The organism is Shinella zoogloeoides (genome assembly GCF_022682305.1).
GTDB classification, from domain to species: Bacteria; Pseudomonadota; Alphaproteobacteria; order Rhizobiales; family Rhizobiaceae; genus Shinella; species Shinella zoogloeoides_B.
Genome location: NZ_CP093529.1, coordinates 352122 through 367722, shown reverse-complemented (window position 1 = coordinate 367722; position 15601 = coordinate 352122). Strand labels below are relative to the sequence as shown.

Here is a 15601-nt window from a genome sequence, read left to right as displayed (position 1 = left end):
GGAAATTGCACTGGGGTTCCTTTCAAAAGCTCGCATCCCCTTGAACCATGGAAGCCATGTTCGTAGAATTAGAAAATCATGAAGATAAATTCTGATAATTCGAACATAAATCTTCGACATCTGAGAGCCATCCACGCCATCTGGCAGGAAGGCTCCTTCGTGCGCGCGGCCGAAACGCTCGGCGTCGTGCCCTCTGCCCTGACGGAAGCCGTGCGGCAACTGGAGGAGAATGCCGGGCATGCGCTCTTCGACCGGCGCCTGCGTCCGCCGCAGCCGACGGCGCTCGGCCTGCAGTTCCTGGAGGAGACCCGCCCGCTGGTGGAGGGACTGGACCGGGCGATGCAGCGCCTTCGCGGCGGGGCGCGGCTGGCACATGGCTCGCTCGCCATCGGCGCATCGCCCTCGGCGATCTCGGGTCGCGTCGCCCCTGCCCTCGCGGCGTTCCGCAAGGCGCATCCGGCCGTGACCGTCACGCTTTACGACGATATCGCCGAGCGGCTGGCCACCCTCGTTTCCGATGGCGTGCTCGACCTTGCGATTGCCGGAAGGGCGGGCACCTCGCCGGACCTCGCCCAGGTCGAGATCGGCCGCGACCCGTTCGGTCTCGCCTGCCGGGCAGACCATCCGCTGGCGCTTCGAGGGGGAGCCGTCCACCTTGCGGATATCGACCCGCAGGACCTCATCCAGCTCGACGGCGACACCGGGACCCAGCGCCTGCTCGCCGGCCATGCCGGCCTGCCGGAAGTCTTCCTCGCCGGCAATCTCAGCGCCCGCTCCACCGTCGCCCAGCTTGCCCTGGTGCGCGCCGGCGTCGGCGTCGCCCTGCTGCCGCGCGAAGCCGTTCTGCTCTTTGCCGATCCGGCGCTCGCCTTCGTCGATGTGGCCGACCTCGACCTCACCCGCACGCTCTACTTGCTCCAACCAGCCCGGCGGCCTGCGTCACCGGCAGCGGAACGCTTTCTCACCTTGCTTCAGGAATAGACGACGACGCTCACGATGGCCGCCGGGCGGGAACCGGCACATCTACGGCCTTGTCGTCCGCCCAGGTGCTGATCGCATGGACACCGCCCGGCAATTGATCCTGCAGATAGGTCTCGTGACCCGGCAGGCCCATCGGGTAGAGCGCGTCGCGGCTGGCCTCGTATTCCGCGCTCTTGTCAGTGCAGAGACGGATGCGCATGTCCTCGGGCGCGACATCGCGCCGGTTCGCGACGTTTTCGACGCTGCCGCCGCCGGCCGGTAGCTTGCCGGCGAAAGCCTGCGTCAGGAACTGCGCGGAACGCTCGTTGCGCTCCCGCTCCGTCGTCGCGCCCAGCACGACAACCATCACGCGTCGCTCATTGCGCTCGGCAAGGCCCACGAAGTTTCGCCCGGACGCACAGAGGAAGCCGGTCTTCATGCCGACCGTGCCGCTGAAGCGGGTCAGGAGCAGGTTGTTGGACTTGATCTCCTTGCCGTCGATCGTCACCGCCGAGGCCTGGAAGAAGCGGCGATATTCGGGGAACGCCCGGTCCACCTCCATGCCGAGCAGCGCCAGGTCACGCGCGGTCGTGTAGTTCTGCTTGTCGAACAGGCCGTTCGGATTGGTGAAGCGGGTGCCGTTCAGGCCGAGGCGGGCGGCGGCATCGTTCATGCGCTGCACGAAGGCCTTCTCATCGGGCGCGACGGCCTCCGCTAGCGCCACGGCGACGTCGTTTGCCGAGGCGGTGAGCATGGCGAACAGCGCGTCCTCCAACGTCATCACCCGCCCGAAGGTCAGGCCGGATTCCAGAAAGGCCTGCTTCGTCGCGTTGCGCGTCATGGTGACGGGCGTCTTCAGGGTGACATCGCCGGCGCGCAGCGCCTCGAACACGATGAAGGCCGACATGAGCTTGGTCGTGGAGGCCGGATACCAGGGCACGCCGGCATCTTCCTGGTAGAGCACCTGATGGCTGTCGGCGTCCACCACCAGCACGGGGGTCGCCTGCGCGGCCGTCGCATAGGCGAAAAGGGATGCGATGAACGCCAGTTTCTTCCATGGCCGTCCGGCCATCGTGTCTTTGGTCATGTGCCATTCTCCGGAGGAAGACGTCCTAATGGCACGATGTACCCGGCAAATTCAAGCATCCGCCCCCGCGCCAAACGGCGCAGGCGGCCACAAGGGCCGCCTGCCAGTCCGGTCTCTTCCGTCTCCCGCCGCAAGAACGGCAGGCTCTCAGACAGGGAGAACCCTTTTATCTCAAAGGGTTGCGCCGACTTCGCGCAGTTCCTTCAGAACCGGCGCCTTGGGCAGCCAGATCGCATCATAGGCGCTGATGATTTCCGCGGTGTTCTCGAGGTTCACATCGACGATCTTGATGCCGGTGTCCTTGAAGTTCTGCAGGAGCGTCGCTTCCTTGGCGACGGTCGCATCGATCTGCTTGTCGAGTTCTTCGCGCGTCAGGCGGGCGATCAGCTCGCGATCAGCCTCCGGGACACCCTTCCAGACGCGGCCGGAAGCAAGCGCCACGCAGGGCATGAAGATGGCGTTCATGCGCAGCATGGTCTTGGCAACCTTGTCGTAGCGCTGGTTCCAGGACAGGTCGAGGTCGGCTTCCAGGCCGTCCACCTGGCCGTTGGACATGGCGTCGAACACCTGCGGCGTCGGGATCGGCGTCGGCGCGGCGCCGAGGAGTTGATAGAAATCGCGGTAGGCCGGCGTCGTATTGATGCGCAGCTTCATGCCCTGGATGTCCTCGATGCCGCCGGTCTCCTTGCCGGTGAAGACGACGCGCAACGTGGTGATGCCGTAACCAAGGCCAATGGTGCCCGTCTGGGCCGGCAGGACATCAAGCAGCTTCATCGCGACCGGATGGCGAACGAGCGCTGCGACCTTCTCCGTGCTCTTGACGAGCCAGGGCGCATTGATGGCGGCGATCTGCGGAATACGCGAGCCGAGTTCGGCGGTCATGATCCAGCCGAGATCGAGTGCGCCGGACTGCATCTGCTGCAGCATCGCGCCTTCGTTGCCGAGCTGGTTCGACGGGAAGACTTGGATCGAGAGGCGGCCGCCGGTCTCCTCGGCGAGACGCTTACCGACGGCTTCGGCCGCAAGGTTCCACGGGTGGCCCGGAGGCGTGGTGATACCGAGGCGATAGACCTTGGCCTCCTGTGCGCGCAGGATCGACGGCGCGGATACGGCCATCGCCGCGCCGAGCGATACGCTTTTCATCAGGGTACGACGGGTAATGTTCATGGCAGGTTCCCTCTGTTGTGAGTTGGTGATCAGGCGAAGTAGGTCGACAGCGCCGGGAAGATCGACAGCAGCACCAGGATGATGCAGCAGATGACGAAGAACGGCAGCGTGACGATGAACATCTTGCCGGGCTTGGCTCCAGTCACCGCGGCGGCGATGAAGAAGTTCAGGCCGACCGGCGGAGAGAGGAAGCCGAGCACGAGGTTGATCACCGCGACGACGCCGAAATGCACGGGATCGATACCGTAGACGTCGGTGGCGATCGGCAGCAGGATCGGGACTGTCATGATAAGGCCGGGCGCGCCATCGATCACCGTGCCGATGACGAGCAGGATCACGTTGACCAGCAGCATGAAGGTGATCGGGTCCTTGGCGATGGTCTGGATCCATTCCGCCACGCGCTGTGGCACCATGCCGTAGACGAGAACCCACGAGAACACGGCCGCCGCGGCGATCAGGAACAGGATGCCCGCCGACAGGACGCCGGCCTTGACGAACATGGCCGGAAGCTGCTTCAGGCTGAGGTCGCCGGTCACATAGCGTCCAACGAGGACGGCGGCGACGACGCCCATGGCGGCAGCCTCGGTCGGGTTGGCAAGCCCGGTCACGATGGACCCGACGATGATCAGCGGGATGATGAGGGTCGGCAGGGCCTTCAGCGTGATCGTCACGCGCTCGCGCATCGGCAGGCTCGCGCCGCGCGGATAGTTGTAGACATAGCCCATCAGCGCGATCACCACGCAGAAGGCGACGGTGAGGATGATACCCGGGATGATGCCCGCGGCCAGCATGGTGCCGACGGGCACCTGCGCGATGACGCTGTAGACGACGAACATGATGGAGGGCGGAATGATCGGCCCGAGCATGCCCGCATAGGCGGTGAGGCCGGCGGCGAAGGTCTTGTCGTAGCCCTTCTTCACCATTTCCGGCACGATCATCTGCGACATCAGTGCGACCTGCGCCGCGGCCGAGCCGAGGATCGACGCCACGAACATGTTGGCAAGCAGGTTTACATAGGCAAGGCCGCCCTTGAGCGCGCCGACGAAGGCCATCGCCATGTCGATGATGCGCCGCGTGATGCCGCCGCCGTTCATGATCTCGCCGATGAGGATGAAGAGCGGAATGGCGATCAGGCCATAGCTATCCAGTCCCATGAACATCTGGGTGGGATAGGAGGCGAAGAGGACCGTATTGTCGCTCTGCCAGATATAGGCCGCGGCCGTCAGGCAGAGCACGATGGAGATCGGCAGGCCCACGAGCATGAGGACGACGAATGCGCCGAAGGTGAACATCAGGCGGCTCCTTCCGCGCTCGTCAGCGATACCTGCTCGCGCTTGCGCGCAAGGCCGAGGTCTTCAAGTAGGTTGGCGGCGTTGTGGACGATCAGCGTCAGCGCGAAGATCGGCAGGATGAGATTGACGATCCAGGTCGGCCATTCCAGCGTCTGCGTCCGTTCCGTGTAGAGGAAATTGAACGTCTCGGCGGCATAGGCCTGGGCATCGAAGCCATGCGAGGCAATGCCCACCGGATCCAGCCAAAGCCAGCATACAACCGCAAACCCCACCGCGAAGAGCAGCGAGACGGCCGTGGCAAGCGCGCGCAGCCGTGCGACCCATTTTGTCGAAAGCTGGTCCGCCAGGAGGGTGACCGCAAAATCGATACGCAGCCGCGTCATGACCGACGCGCCGATGAAGCCGAGCCAGATCATCGCGAAGATCGAGGCTTCGTCGATCCAGTAGATCGGCACCCGGGCGAAGCGCGTCACGACATTCACCAGGATCAGCACGAGCAGCACCGTCATGAAAAACCCGGCAAGGGCTTTCTCACCGCGCAGGATAACCTGGGATAGCTGCGTGACCCCGTCCGCCCATGTGGAGCGATCCGTCGGCGCATTTTCTGTCGACATATTGCATCCCTCTAAAATTCTTTTTGTATTTAAAATGTATACAGAGATATCGACTGTCAACCGTTTTCCGTGCAAATGTCAAGAATCCCGGCAGACCTTCCCCGCCCGCGTACAGCGCTCCTGCCGGCCGCAGTCCTTAATCGGCCGTAAGCAATTTTAAATGTATATTAATGCAACTTTAATGATCCGCCGCCGCTTCCCGACATTTCCCTTGGCGTTTCAACTCTTTGCCCGCAGGTTTTCATCTACCGGATCGTGACGGTCGCCGTTCGGGCAGGCTGCGAACTCCTGGGCAGGTAGGGAATGATCGCATTCATCATGCGGCTGAAGAGCCGCGCGCATTTTACGATCGGGCCGCAGCCCGGTCTTCGCGACGCGACCTTCCTCGGCACCAATGCGCGCCGCCGCAAGCAGGCGCGTCAGCGCCTCGCCATCCTCATCGGCCTCTTTCTTGCAGCCTATCTTGCGCTCGGCGCGCGCCTTCTCCAGTACGGCCTCAACGAGCCGCTGCAATCGGCCGCCATCGATGCGGGCGCGCATGCCGTCGCCTCCCGCCCCGACCTCACGGACCGCAACGGCCTGCTGCTAGCGACCGACCTCAACACGGTCTCGCTCTATGCCGAACCGCGCCGCATCATCGACGCCGACGAGGTGGTGGAGAAGCTGGCGCTGGTCGTGCCCAACCTCGACTGGCGCGAAACGCATCGCAAGCTGCACTCGAACAGCGCCTTCCAATGGCTACGCCGCCAGCTCACGCCCAAGCAGCAGGCCGAAATCCTGGCGCTCGGCTTGCCGGGCATCGGCTTCCGGCCGGAAAAGCGGCGCTTCTATCCGGGTGGCGTCACCGCCGCCCATATCGTCGGTCATGTCAACGTGGACAACCAGGGCCTCGCCGGCATGGAACGGTATCTCGACCAGCAGGGCCTCGCGGACCTGCGCGCCGCCGGCCTCACCAACGACACACGGCTCGAACCCGTGAAACTCTCCATCGACCTGCGCGTCCAGAACATCGTGCGCGAGGTCGCCGCCAAGGCCATGGTCGACTACGAGGCGGAAGCGGCCGGCGCGGTGATCCTCGACGCGCAAACCGGCGAAGTGCTCGCGATGGCCTCGGTTCCCGACTACGACCCGAACGAACCCTCGCGGCGGCTCACCGACGGCAGTATCGACAAGGAGTATGAGAAGGGCTGGTTCAACCGCATCAGCAACGCGACCTTCGAGATGGGGTCGACCTTCAAGAGCTTCACGCTCGCCATGGGGCTGGACGAAGGCAAGATCGCGCTGAACTCCGTCGTCGACGCCTCCCGCCCGATCCGGATGGGCGGCTTCACCATCCGCGACTTCAAGGGCAAGAACCGTCCTCTCTCCATTCCGGAAGTCTTCCAGTATTCCTCCAACATCGGCACAGCCGCCGTAGCCGACATGGTCGGCATCGAGAATCACCAGCAGTTCTTCACCCGGCTTGGCCTGCTCTCGAAGCTGGAGACGGAGATGCCGGGCGTCGCGACGCCCACCCAGCCGCGAAACTGGAAGAAGATCAATTCCGTCACGATCTCCTTCGGCCACGGCGTTTCGACCACCCCCCTGCAGACTGCCGCCGCAGCGGCGGCGCTGATGAATGGTGGCCACCTCATCCCGCCGACCTTCCTGCCGCGCTCCCGGGATGTCGCACAGTCGCTCGCCACGCGCGTCCTCAAGGACACGACCAGCGCCGACATGCGCACTCTCTACGACCGGAACGGCCAGATCGGCTCGGGCAGGCATGCGCAGGTCGAGGGCTTCCTTGTGGGTGGCAAGACCGGCACGGCCGAGAAAGTCATCAACGGCCGCTATTCCAAGACCAGCAACTTCAACTCCTTCCTTGCCGCCTTCCCCATGGACAAGCCGCGCTACATCGTCCTGTCCATCATCGATGCTCCACGTACCGGCGAGAATGGCGCGCGCACCGCCGCCTCCAACGCCGCACCGATGGTCAAAGCGATCATCCGCCGTACCGCGCCCCTCCTCGGCGTCCAGCCCCGCTTTGCGGACGCCTCGTCGGATCTGCGGCTGATCGACTATTAAGCGCGCATCGCGCAAACATTGTTATGCAAATGTATAACAATCTGCTTGTTCCCGGATACAATCCCGATATCCTGCCGCCATAAACAGAGCAGCACCGGCCCTTTCAGGATGGCAAGACATGGTTCGTGATCCCCGCTTCGACATTCTCTTCGAACCCGTCAGGATCGGGCCGGTCACGGCGCGCAACCGCTTCTACCAGGTGCCGCACTGTTCCGGCATGGGCTACCGCTATCCCAATGCGGAAGCCCGGCTGCGCGGCATGAAGGCGGAAGGCGGCTGGGGCGTCGTCTCCACCCAGGAGGCGGAAATCCATCCCACCTCGGACCTGACCCCGGCCAATGAGGCGCGGCTTTGGGACGACGGCGACCTGCCGGCCCTTTCGGCCGTCACCGAGAGCATCCATGCCCACGGCAGCCTCGCCGCCATCCAGCTCGTGCACAACGGCCTGCATGTCGCCAACCGCTTCAGCCGGATGATCCCCCTCGCCCCCTCCCATGTCATCAGCGACTGTCTCGATCCCGTCCAGGCCCGCGCCATGGACAAGACCGACATTGCCGACATGCGCCGCTGGTATCGCAACGCCGCGCTACGCGCGAAAAAGGCGGGTTTCGACATCATCTATCTCTATGCCGGGCACGACATGAGCGTGCTGCAGCACTTCCTGTCCCGTCGCCACAACGACCGCACCGACGAATACGGCGGTTCCTTCGAGAACCGGCTGCGGCTCTTCCGCGAGATCATCGACGATACGCGCGAGGCCGTCGGCGATAGCTGCGCCCTCGCCATCCGCCTCGCCGTCGACGAACTCCTCGGCCCCTCGGGCATCACCTGCGAGGGCGAGGGCAAGGATATCGTGACGGCGCTCGCCGAGTTGCCCGATCTCTGGGACGTCAATCTTTCCGGCTGGTCGAACGACAGCCAGACAGCCCGCTTCTCCGAGGAGGGTTTCCAGGAACCCTACATCCGCTTCGTCAAGTCCGTCACGACGAAACCCGTGGTGGGCGTCGGGCGCTATACCTCGCCGGACAGCATGGTGCGGGCGATCCGCCAGGGCATCCTCGACTTCATCGGCGCCGCACGTCCCTCCATCGCCGATCCCTACCTGCCGCGAAAGATCGAGGAAGGCCGCATCGACGATATCCGCGAATGCATCGGCTGCAACATCTGCACTTCCGGCGACAACACAAACGTGCCGATGCGCTGCACGCAGAACCCGACCATCGGCGAGGAGTGGCGCAAGGGCTGGCACCCGGAAATCATCGCGACCGCCGAAGCCCCCGAACCCGCCCTCGTCATCGGCGGCGGCCCGGCCGGGCTGGAGGCGGCGCGGGCGCTCGCCCAGCGTGGCGTCGATGTCGTCCTGGCTGAAGGCGGCGGGGAATGGGGTGGCCGCGTCGCGCGCGAATGCCGCCTGCCCGGCCTTGCCACCTGGGGCCGCGTGCGCGACTGGCGCGTCGGCCAGTTGAATGTGCGCCCCAATGCCGAGCTTTACCTGCACAGCCCGCTGTCCGCCGACGACGTGCTGCAATACGGCATACCCCATGTCGCGATCGCGACCGGCGCGCGCTGGCGTACCGATGGCGCGGGCCGCACCCACCGCCGGCCCCTCGCCTTCCTCCCGGAGGGAGCGGTCGTCTCGCCCGACGCCATCCTCTCCGCCGGCGCAGCCGCCGTTCCCGGCGACGGGCCTGTCGTGGTCTTCGACGACGACGGCTACTACATGGGCAGCGTCCTGGCGGAACTGCTCGCCCGGGCCGGCCGCGCGGTGACCTTCGTGACGCCGGAATCCCAGGTCTCCCCCTGGAGCCAGCACACACTGGAACAGGGCCGCGTGCAGAAGCGCCTCATCGAGGTCGGCGTCGGGATCGTCACGGCGAAGGCGCTGGCCGGTCGCACGAAGGACCGGCTGGACCTCGCCTGCATCTACAGTGACCGGATCGAGACCATCGACTGCGCCACGCTCGTGCCGGTCACCGCGCGCCTGCCGGACGAAACCCTCTGGCTGGACCTGAAGGCGCGCGAGGCGGAGTGGGCCGACGCCGGCATCCGCACGGTGACCCGCCTCGGCGACTGTCTCGCCCCCGGCATCATCGCCGCCGCCGTCTATTCCGGCCACCAATATGCCCGCACCTACGGGGAACCGGCCGACCGCGACCGCGCACCCTTCCGGCGCGAGGATATCGCCCGGCTCTACTGAGCAAGCCCATCAACGCAAACAGCGCCGCGGCATGAACCGCGGCGCTATGCATTCAGGCGTTCAGCCGCGAGCGCTCAGGCGAGTGCCGGCAGCAGCTGGTCGATGCTCTTCTTGGCGTCGCCGTAGAACATACGGGTATTGTCCTTGTAGAACAGCGGGTTCTCGATGCCGGAATAGCCGGTGCCCTGCCCGCGCTTGGACACGAACACCTGCTTGGCCTTCCACACTTCGAGCACCGGCATGCCGGCGATCGGCGAGTTCGGGTCTTCCTGCGCGGCCGGATTGACGATGTCGTTCGAGCCGATGACGATCACGACGTCCGTGTTCGGGAAGTCGTCGTTGATCTCGTCCATTTCCAGAACGATGTCGTAGGGCACCTTGGCTTCGGCAAGCAGCACGTTCATGTGGCCCGGCAGGCGGCCGGCGACGGGGTGGATGGCGAAGCGCACGGTCTTGCCGGCCGCACGCAGCTTGCGCGTCAGCTCGGAGACCGACTGCTGGGCCTGCGCCACCGCCATGCCGTAGCCCGGCACGATGACGATCGAGTCGGCATCGTTGAGCGCGGTGACCACGCCCTCCGCGTCGATGGCGATCTGCTCACCGGTGATCTCCATCTGCGGGCCAGTCGTCGCGCCGAAGCCGCCGAGGATGACCGAGATGAAGGAGCGGTTCATCGCCTTGCACATGATGTAGGAGAGGATCGCGCCCGAGGAGCCGACCAGCGCGCCAGTAACGATCAAAAGGTCGTTGCCCAGCGTGAAGCCGATAGCCGCCGCAGCCCAGCCAGAATAGCTGTTCAGCATCGACACGACGACCGGCATATCCGCGCCGCCGATACCCATGATCAGGTGATAGCCGATGAAGAAGGCGGCGAGCGTCATGAGCACGAGCGTCCATGCACCGGCGCCATTGACATAAAGGACCAGCAGGAGAAGCGAGAGCAGCGCCGCGCCGGCATTGAGCAGGTGCCCGCCGGGCAGCTTCTTCGCCTTGCCGTCCACCTTGCCGGCCAGCTTGCCGAAGGCGATGATCGAACCGGTGAAGGTGACCGCGCCGATGAAGACGCCGAGGAACACCTCGACCTTCATGATCGTGAGTTCGACCGGTTCCTTGTGGGCGAGGATCGCGGCAAAGCCGGTCAGTGCGGAGCGGGCGGCCTCGTCGAGGCCGGCGACGTTCGCCGCCTCGATATGGGCGTTGAAGCCGATGAAGACGGCGGCGAGGCCGACGAAGGAGTGCAGCGCCGCGACGAGCTGCGGCATCTCGGTCATCTGCACGCGCGAGGCGACATAATGGCCGAGAACCGCACCGCCGGCGATCATCAGCACGATGACGAACCAGTTGCCGACACCCGGCCCGAAGACCGTGGCGACGACCGCAAGGCCCATGCCGACGATGCCGTACCAGACAGCGCGCTTGGCGCTTTCCTGGCCGGAAAGGCCGCCGAGCGAGAGGATGAAGAGGACTGCCGCCGCGATATAGGCGGCCGAAACGATACCGATGGTCATGTCAGCTTCCCCCGATCACGACTTCTGGAACATGGCGAGCATGCGCCGGGTGACGAGGAAACCGCCGACGATGTTGATCGTGGCGATCAGGACGGAAAGCGCCGAAAGCACCACCACCAGCCAGTTGCCGGAACCGATCTGCAACAGTGCGCCGAGGATGACGATCCCCGAAACGGCATTGGTGACGGCCATCAGCGGCGTGTGCAGCGAGTGCGAGACGTTCCAGATGACCTGGAAACCGACGAAGCAGGCGAGCACGAAGACGATGAAGTGGCTCATGAAGGCCGAGGGCGCATAGGCCCCGACGATCAGCAGCAACGCCGTGCCGATGGCAAGCAGCGCAAGCTGGCTCTTCGTCTCGGCCTTGAAGGCCGCGGCTTCCGCCGCGCGCTTTTCCTCCGGCGTCGGTTCCTTGACCTTCTCCTTGGGCTTCTGCGCGGCGATGGCCGCGATCTTCGGCGGCGGCGGGGGGTAGGTGATGTCGCCCTCGAAGGCGACGGTCGCCCCGCGGATCACGTCGTCCTCCATGTTGTGGACGACCTTGCCGTCCTTGCCGGGCGTCAGGTCCGTCATCATGTGACGGATATTCGTGGAATAGAGCGCCGAGGACTGCGCCGCCATGCGGCTCGGGAAGTCCGTATAGCCGATGACGGTGACGCCGTTGTCCGACACGATCTTCTGGTCGGCGACGGTGAGGTCGCAGTTGCCGCCGCGCTCGGCCGCAAGGTCGACGACGACGGAGCCGGGCTTCATCGCCGCGACCATGTCGGCCAGCCACAGTTTTGGCGCGTCGCGGCCGGGGATCAGTGCCGTGGTGATGACGATGTCCACCTGCGGGGCAAGCTCGCGGAACTTGGCGAGCTGCTTTTCACGGAACTCCGGCGAAGACGGGGCAGCATAGCCGCCGGTCGCCGCGCCGTCCTGCACGCCGCCATCAAAGTCGAGATAGACGAATTCCGCACCCATCGATTCGATCTGCTCGGCCACTTCCGGCCGCACGTCGAAGGCATAGGTCTGCGCGCCGAGCGAGACGGCGACGCCGATGGCCGCAAGGCCCGCGACACCCGCGCCGATCACCAGCACCTTGGCCGGCGGCACCTTGCCGGCGGCGGTGATCTGGCCGGTGAAGAAGCGGCCGAAATTGTTGCCCGCCTCGATCACCGCGCGGTAGCCGGCGATATTGGCCATCGACGACAGCGCGTCCATCTTCTGCGCTCGGCTGATGCGTGGCACCATGTCCATGGCGATGACGTTGGCGCCCTTGGCGCGGGCCGCCTCCAGCAATTCGCCGTTCTGGCCGGGATAGAAGAACGAGATCAGCGTCTTGCCCGGCGAGAGGAGATCGATCTCACCCGTCGTCGGCGGGCGCACCTTGACGACGACGTCCGACGCCGCAGCCAGCGAAGCCGCATCCTCGACCACCGTCACGCCGGCCGCGCGATAGGCGTCATCCGATATGCCAGCCGCAAGCCCCGCGCCGGCCTCGACAACGCAGCCGTAGCCAAGCTTTGCAAGCTGGCCCGCGCTTTCCGGCGTCATCGCGACACGCGCTTCCCCAGTCGCTCTCTCCCTGAGAGCTCCAATCTTCGCATTCATTCCAGATATGCCCCCACTTCCATCCGCGCCGCGGCATCGCGCAACGCCTCAACACAAACCGAACACCGCAAGACGGCGCTCCTCCACTTTCCTGCCTAGTGCATAGCCGCGCGCATTGCTACCCGTCTTCGACGCCGGAAGCGACAATTCCTGCATCGCCGGCGACACCCCGGCAATCGGGATTTCCATGAAACTGTTTCAACGCCGCACCGGCACCATCCCGCACCTTGCGCAGCGAGAGGAAGAGCGGCCGTCATATATCCTGCCGTAACGGGAGCCGCCGACGCAGGAATGCGAAGCCGAGCACGAGAACGAACGGCGAGAGCGCAGCGATCAGGCTCGGGCGATGCTCCACGAGCTTTTCCCAATGGGGCGTGATGAAATCGCCGGTATAGAAGGGGTCCGCCGAATATTCGCACTGGATGAGCGCACTGCCGCGCCGCACCATCTCGGCGTCGACGGCGGAGACCATATCATTCGCCTCGGCACGCACGCTCGGCATGTCCCGCATATGCAGCAGCAGCATCCGGGCGGCAGAGAGATAGGCGTGCGAGCATTCGTTGAACGGGCTTGCCTCGTCCTCGATCGCACGCGGGGCAAAGCCCCAGAGACAATAATAGTTCTGGATACGGGCGTGGTTGCGCAGCTTGCGGAAGACCGGATCGGATTCCTTCGCACGGTCGGCGAGGCTGAGGATCGCGGTGTAGTGATCGTCCAGCACCAGCAACGCGCCGTGCGACATGCTGGGAATGGCAAGTCCCGTGGCGTTGGCGGAGGCGGCCCGGCGGCCATGAGCTTCGGCCTGCCCGGCCATCAGCGCGAGGCCGAAGAGGAGAAAGAGCAAGCGCAACGCGGTTCTCCTGCGGAAAAGGGAATGCCGCGTGGCCGCGGCATTCCGGAGCGTCGCGTCAGACGCCGGCGCGCGCCGTGCGGTAATTGCCCGACCGCACGAGGCTCTTTTCGGCAAGGTAGCCGAAGACCAGCGAGAGAACCGTCCACAGCGTCAACTGCAGACCGACCGTCGCCAGACGGAAATCGTAGAGCGCCGTTGCCGGGAAGTTTTCCGGCACCTCGTTGATCGCGGGAAGCAGGCGGAAGACGATCGCCAGGAACACCACGTAGGCGATGCCGGCGAAGATGACGCCGTTCCAGCGACCGAGCTGCTCGGCCAGACGCCGGGCGAAGGCGACCGCAAGGGCCAGGGCGAAGATCGAGGCGGCCAGCACCACGAAGAACAGGCCTGTCCGCGCGCCGATCGTCTCGGGATCGCCCACGGCCGGCGGGTTCGGCGGATATTTCAGGTCCGGGACCACGACGAGCGCCACGAAGGCGGCAGCGCCGAGCACGAGGGCCAGCGCACGCGGGCTGAGGCTGCCGACACGGCCATAGAGACCGGCGAAGACGAGCGAGAAGATGCCGCCCATGGCAACGCCGTAGGCGAGAACGCCGGTCAGGAGACCGATGCCGGCCTGCGTCTCGCGGCTAACGGCCTCCGGCTCCTCGATGGCGCCCGCGGCCGGCGCTTCCGCCGCCGCCATCAGTTCTTCGAAGGCGATGGCCCGCTCCACCTGGGGTTCACCATAGACACGGGCGAAGCCGAACGCGACAAGCCCTGCGATGAGGCCCGCAATAAGGCCCCGCAGCAAAAGATGACCAGACATGTCCGTCCCCTCAGTGGCAGGGAAAACCGAGTAGATGGCGGCCGTCGTGCACGAATTCGTGGACTTCCAGGCCGGACAGAAGCCGGGCGGCGCCCTCTTCCGTGCTGACGAAGTAAAGCGCCAGCAGCATCAGCAGACCGCCGAAAAGTGCCCAGGGAAAGAGCTGGGCGGCCGGAATCGGCGTGACGGCGACGCCGTGATTCAAAGTGATGTCAGACATGGTTTCCTCTTAGAATGCGCGTTCGTTACGAGTCTGTGTAATGGCACCCGAGGTCTGGCTTTCGCAAAGCGCGAATACAGTGGCGCGACCGCTCCAGAGTTTCACTGGATTCCCAAGGTGACATCGATATCTATCAGCCGTGTTTCCGGCCTGTCAACGCAAGCGCGACGGCTGCTTGCGCTTTTACGGCATGCAAGGGGAGAGCCGGGGAACGATGGCACCCCGGCTCCGTCTTCAGAAGTCCCAATCGTCGTCTTCGGTGGCGACGGCTTTACCGATGACGTATGAGGAACCGGAACCGGAGAAGAAGTCGTGGTTCTCGTCGGCATTGGGCGAGAGGGCCGACAGGATGGCGGGGTTGACCTTGCAGGCCTCGGGCGGGAACAGCGCCTCGTAGCCGAGGTTCATCAGCGCCTTATTGGCGTTGTAATGCAGGAACTTCTTGACGTCCTCGGTGAGGCCGACGGCGTCGTAGAGGTCCTCGGTATACTTCGCCTCGTTGTCGTAGAGTTCCAGCAGGAGATCGAAGGCGAAGTCCTTGATCTCCTGGCGGCGCTCTTCCGACAGGCGCTCGAGGCCCCGCTGGAACTTGTAGCCGATATAGTAGCCGTGCACCGCCTCGTCGCGGATGATCAGGCGGATGAGGTCGGCCGTGTTCGTCAGCTTCGCCCGGCTCGACCAGTACATCGGAAGATAGAAGCCGGAATAGAACAGGAAGCTTTCCAGGAAGACCGAGGCCACCTTCTTCTTCAAGGGGTCGCCCGAGGCGTACTGCTCCATGATCAGCGTCGACTTCCTCTGCAGGAACTCGTTCTCCTCAGACCAGCGATAGGCGTCGTCCACGTCCGGCGTCAGGCACAGCGTCGAGAAGATCGACGAATAGGACCGCGCATGCACCGCCTCCATGAAGGAGACGTTCGACAGAACCGCCTCCTCGTGCGGCGTCACGCTGTCCTCCATCAGCTTCACCGAGCCGACGCCGTTCTGGATCGTGTCGAGCAGCGTCAGGCCGGTGAACACCCGGATCGTCAGCTGCTGCTCCTGCGGCTTCAGCGTCGCCCAGGACGGGATGTCGTTCGACAGCGGCACCTTCTCCGGCAGCCAGAAGTTCCCCGTCAGGCGGTTCCACACTTCGAGGTCCTTGTCGTCCTCGATGCGGTTCCAGTTGATCGCGCGGATCGCGCTCGCGGCCTTGGCCGCCTTCGTCTTCACGTGGCTGTTCATGTTCGTCACCA

At 64.8% G+C, this 15601-nt stretch carries 14 protein-coding genes; 3 read left to right on the top strand and 11 right to left on the bottom strand.

The window, feature by feature from the left end:
- Nucleotides 1-78: 78 nt before the first annotated feature.
- On the top strand, nucleotides 79-981 hold the full coding sequence (locus MOE34_RS23130) for a LysR family transcriptional regulator (protein WP_242224455.1): 903 nt from the start codon (nucleotides 79-81) through the stop codon (nucleotides 979-981).
- A 10-nt stretch (nucleotides 982-991) separates the two neighbouring features.
- Here MOE34_RS23130 and MOE34_RS23125 read toward each other — a convergent pair whose 3' ends face one another.
- The 4 genes from MOE34_RS23125 to MOE34_RS23110 form a co-directional block, all read right to left on the bottom strand.
- Entirely contained in the window at nucleotides 992-2047 is a 1056-nt protein-coding gene (locus tag MOE34_RS23125; protein ID WP_242224453.1) for a D-alanyl-D-alanine carboxypeptidase family protein, read from the bottom strand.
- 171 nt (nucleotides 2048-2218) lie between these two features.
- Entirely contained in the window at nucleotides 2219-3214 is a 996-nt protein-coding gene (locus MOE34_RS23120) for a TRAP transporter substrate-binding protein (protein WP_242224451.1), read from the bottom strand.
- A 29-nt stretch (nucleotides 3215-3243) separates the two neighbouring features.
- Entirely contained in the window at nucleotides 3244-4506 is a 1263-nt protein-coding gene (locus MOE34_RS23115; RefSeq protein WP_242224449.1) for a TRAP transporter large permease, read from the bottom strand.
- Nucleotides 4506-5120 (bottom strand): TRAP transporter small permease, encoded by a 615-nt coding sequence (locus MOE34_RS23110; RefSeq protein WP_242224447.1) that lies wholly within the window; start codon nucleotides 5118-5120, stop codon nucleotides 4506-4508. The genes MOE34_RS23115 and MOE34_RS23110 overlap by 1 nt, the downstream gene beginning before the upstream one ends.
- Nucleotides 5121-5423: 303 nt before the next feature.
- On the opposite strand from MOE34_RS23110, the gene MOE34_RS23105 reads away from it, so the two are divergent.
- Nucleotides 5424-7184, top strand: a complete 1761-nt coding sequence (locus tag MOE34_RS23105) for a peptidoglycan D,D-transpeptidase FtsI family protein (protein ID WP_242224445.1) — start codon at nucleotides 5424-5426, stop codon at nucleotides 7182-7184.
- A gap of 118 nt (nucleotides 7185-7302) precedes the next feature.
- Nucleotides 7303-9381, top strand: a complete 2079-nt coding sequence (locus tag MOE34_RS23100; protein ID WP_242224427.1) for an NAD(P)-binding protein — start codon at nucleotides 7303-7305, stop codon at nucleotides 9379-9381.
- A 74-nt stretch (nucleotides 9382-9455) separates the two neighbouring features.
- Here MOE34_RS23100 and MOE34_RS23095 read toward each other — a convergent pair whose 3' ends face one another.
- From MOE34_RS23095 to nrdF, 7 genes are all read right to left on the bottom strand, one after another.
- A complete protein-coding gene (locus tag MOE34_RS23095) occupies nucleotides 9456-10889 on the bottom strand; it encodes an NAD(P)(+) transhydrogenase (Re/Si-specific) subunit beta (RefSeq protein ID WP_242224425.1) in 1434 nt (477 codons plus the stop codon).
- Nucleotides 10890-10904: 15 nt separating this feature from the next.
- Nucleotides 10905-12485, bottom strand: a complete 1581-nt coding sequence (locus tag MOE34_RS23090) for a Re/Si-specific NAD(P)(+) transhydrogenase subunit alpha (RefSeq protein ID WP_242224423.1) — start codon at nucleotides 12483-12485, stop codon at nucleotides 10905-10907.
- A 48-nt stretch (nucleotides 12486-12533) separates the two neighbouring features.
- Complete coding sequence (locus tag MOE34_RS23085) at nucleotides 12534-12674, bottom strand: hypothetical protein (RefSeq protein WP_242224421.1); 141 nt, start codon at nucleotides 12672-12674, stop codon at nucleotides 12534-12536.
- 64 nt (nucleotides 12675-12738) lie between these two features.
- Entirely contained in the window at nucleotides 12739-13335 is a 597-nt protein-coding gene (locus MOE34_RS23080; RefSeq protein ID WP_242224419.1) for a hypothetical protein, read from the bottom strand.
- A gap of 58 nt (nucleotides 13336-13393) precedes the next feature.
- Entirely contained in the window at nucleotides 13394-14146 is a 753-nt protein-coding gene (locus tag MOE34_RS23075; protein ID WP_242224417.1) for a CbtA family protein, read from the bottom strand.
- Nucleotides 14147-14156: 10 nt separating this feature from the next.
- Nucleotides 14157-14366 carry a CbtB domain-containing protein gene (locus tag MOE34_RS23070; protein ID WP_242224415.1) on the bottom strand — a complete coding sequence of 70 codons (210 nt, stop codon included), beginning with the start codon at nucleotides 14364-14366 and terminating at the stop codon, nucleotides 14157-14159.
- Between the two features lie 234 nt (nucleotides 14367-14600).
- Entirely contained in the window at nucleotides 14601-15590 is a 990-nt protein-coding gene (nrdF, locus tag MOE34_RS23065) for a class 1b ribonucleoside-diphosphate reductase subunit beta (RefSeq protein ID WP_242224413.1), read from the bottom strand.
- Nucleotides 15591-15601 lie beyond the last annotated feature (11 nt).

What these genes read in the sequence shown, in the direction of transcription:
- MOE34_RS23130 (WP_242224455.1), top strand. Translation starts at nt 79, where the DNA reads ATGAAGATAAATTCTGATAATTCGAACATAAATCTTCGACATCTGAGA.
- MOE34_RS23125 (WP_242224453.1), bottom strand. Translation starts at nt 2,047, where the DNA reads ATGACCAAAGACACGATGGCCGGACGGCCATGGAAGAAACTGGCGTTC.
- MOE34_RS23120 (WP_242224451.1), bottom strand. Translation starts at nt 3,214, where the DNA reads ATGAACATTACCCGTCGTACCCTGATGAAAAGCGTATCGCTCGGCGCG.
- MOE34_RS23115 (WP_242224449.1), bottom strand. Translation starts at nt 4,506, where the DNA reads ATGTTCACCTTCGGCGCATTCGTCGTCCTCATGCTCGTGGGCCTGCCG.
- MOE34_RS23110 (WP_242224447.1), bottom strand. Translation starts at nt 5,120, where the DNA reads ATGTCGACAGAAAATGCGCCGACGGATCGCTCCACATGGGCGGACGGG.
- MOE34_RS23105 (WP_242224445.1), top strand. Translation starts at nt 5,424, where the DNA reads ATGATCGCATTCATCATGCGGCTGAAGAGCCGCGCGCATTTTACGATC.
- MOE34_RS23100 (WP_242224427.1), top strand. Translation starts at nt 7,303, where the DNA reads ATGGTTCGTGATCCCCGCTTCGACATTCTCTTCGAACCCGTCAGGATC.
- MOE34_RS23095 (WP_242224425.1), bottom strand. Translation starts at nt 10,889, where the DNA reads ATGACCATCGGTATCGTTTCGGCCGCCTATATCGCGGCGGCAGTCCTC.
- MOE34_RS23090 (WP_242224423.1), bottom strand. Translation starts at nt 12,485, where the DNA reads ATGAATGCGAAGATTGGAGCTCTCAGGGAGAGAGCGACTGGGGAAGCG.
- MOE34_RS23085 (WP_242224421.1), bottom strand. Translation starts at nt 12,674, where the DNA reads ATGGAAATCCCGATTGCCGGGGTGTCGCCGGCGATGCAGGAATTGTCG.
- MOE34_RS23075 (WP_242224417.1), bottom strand. Translation starts at nt 14,146, where the DNA reads ATGTCTGGTCATCTTTTGCTGCGGGGCCTTATTGCGGGCCTCATCGCA.
- MOE34_RS23070 (WP_242224415.1), bottom strand. Translation starts at nt 14,366, where the DNA reads ATGTCTGACATCACTTTGAATCACGGCGTCGCCGTCACGCCGATTCCG.
- nrdF (WP_242224413.1), bottom strand. Translation starts at nt 15,590, where the DNA reads ATGAACAGCCACGTGAAGACGAAGGCGGCCAAGGCCGCGAGCGCGATC.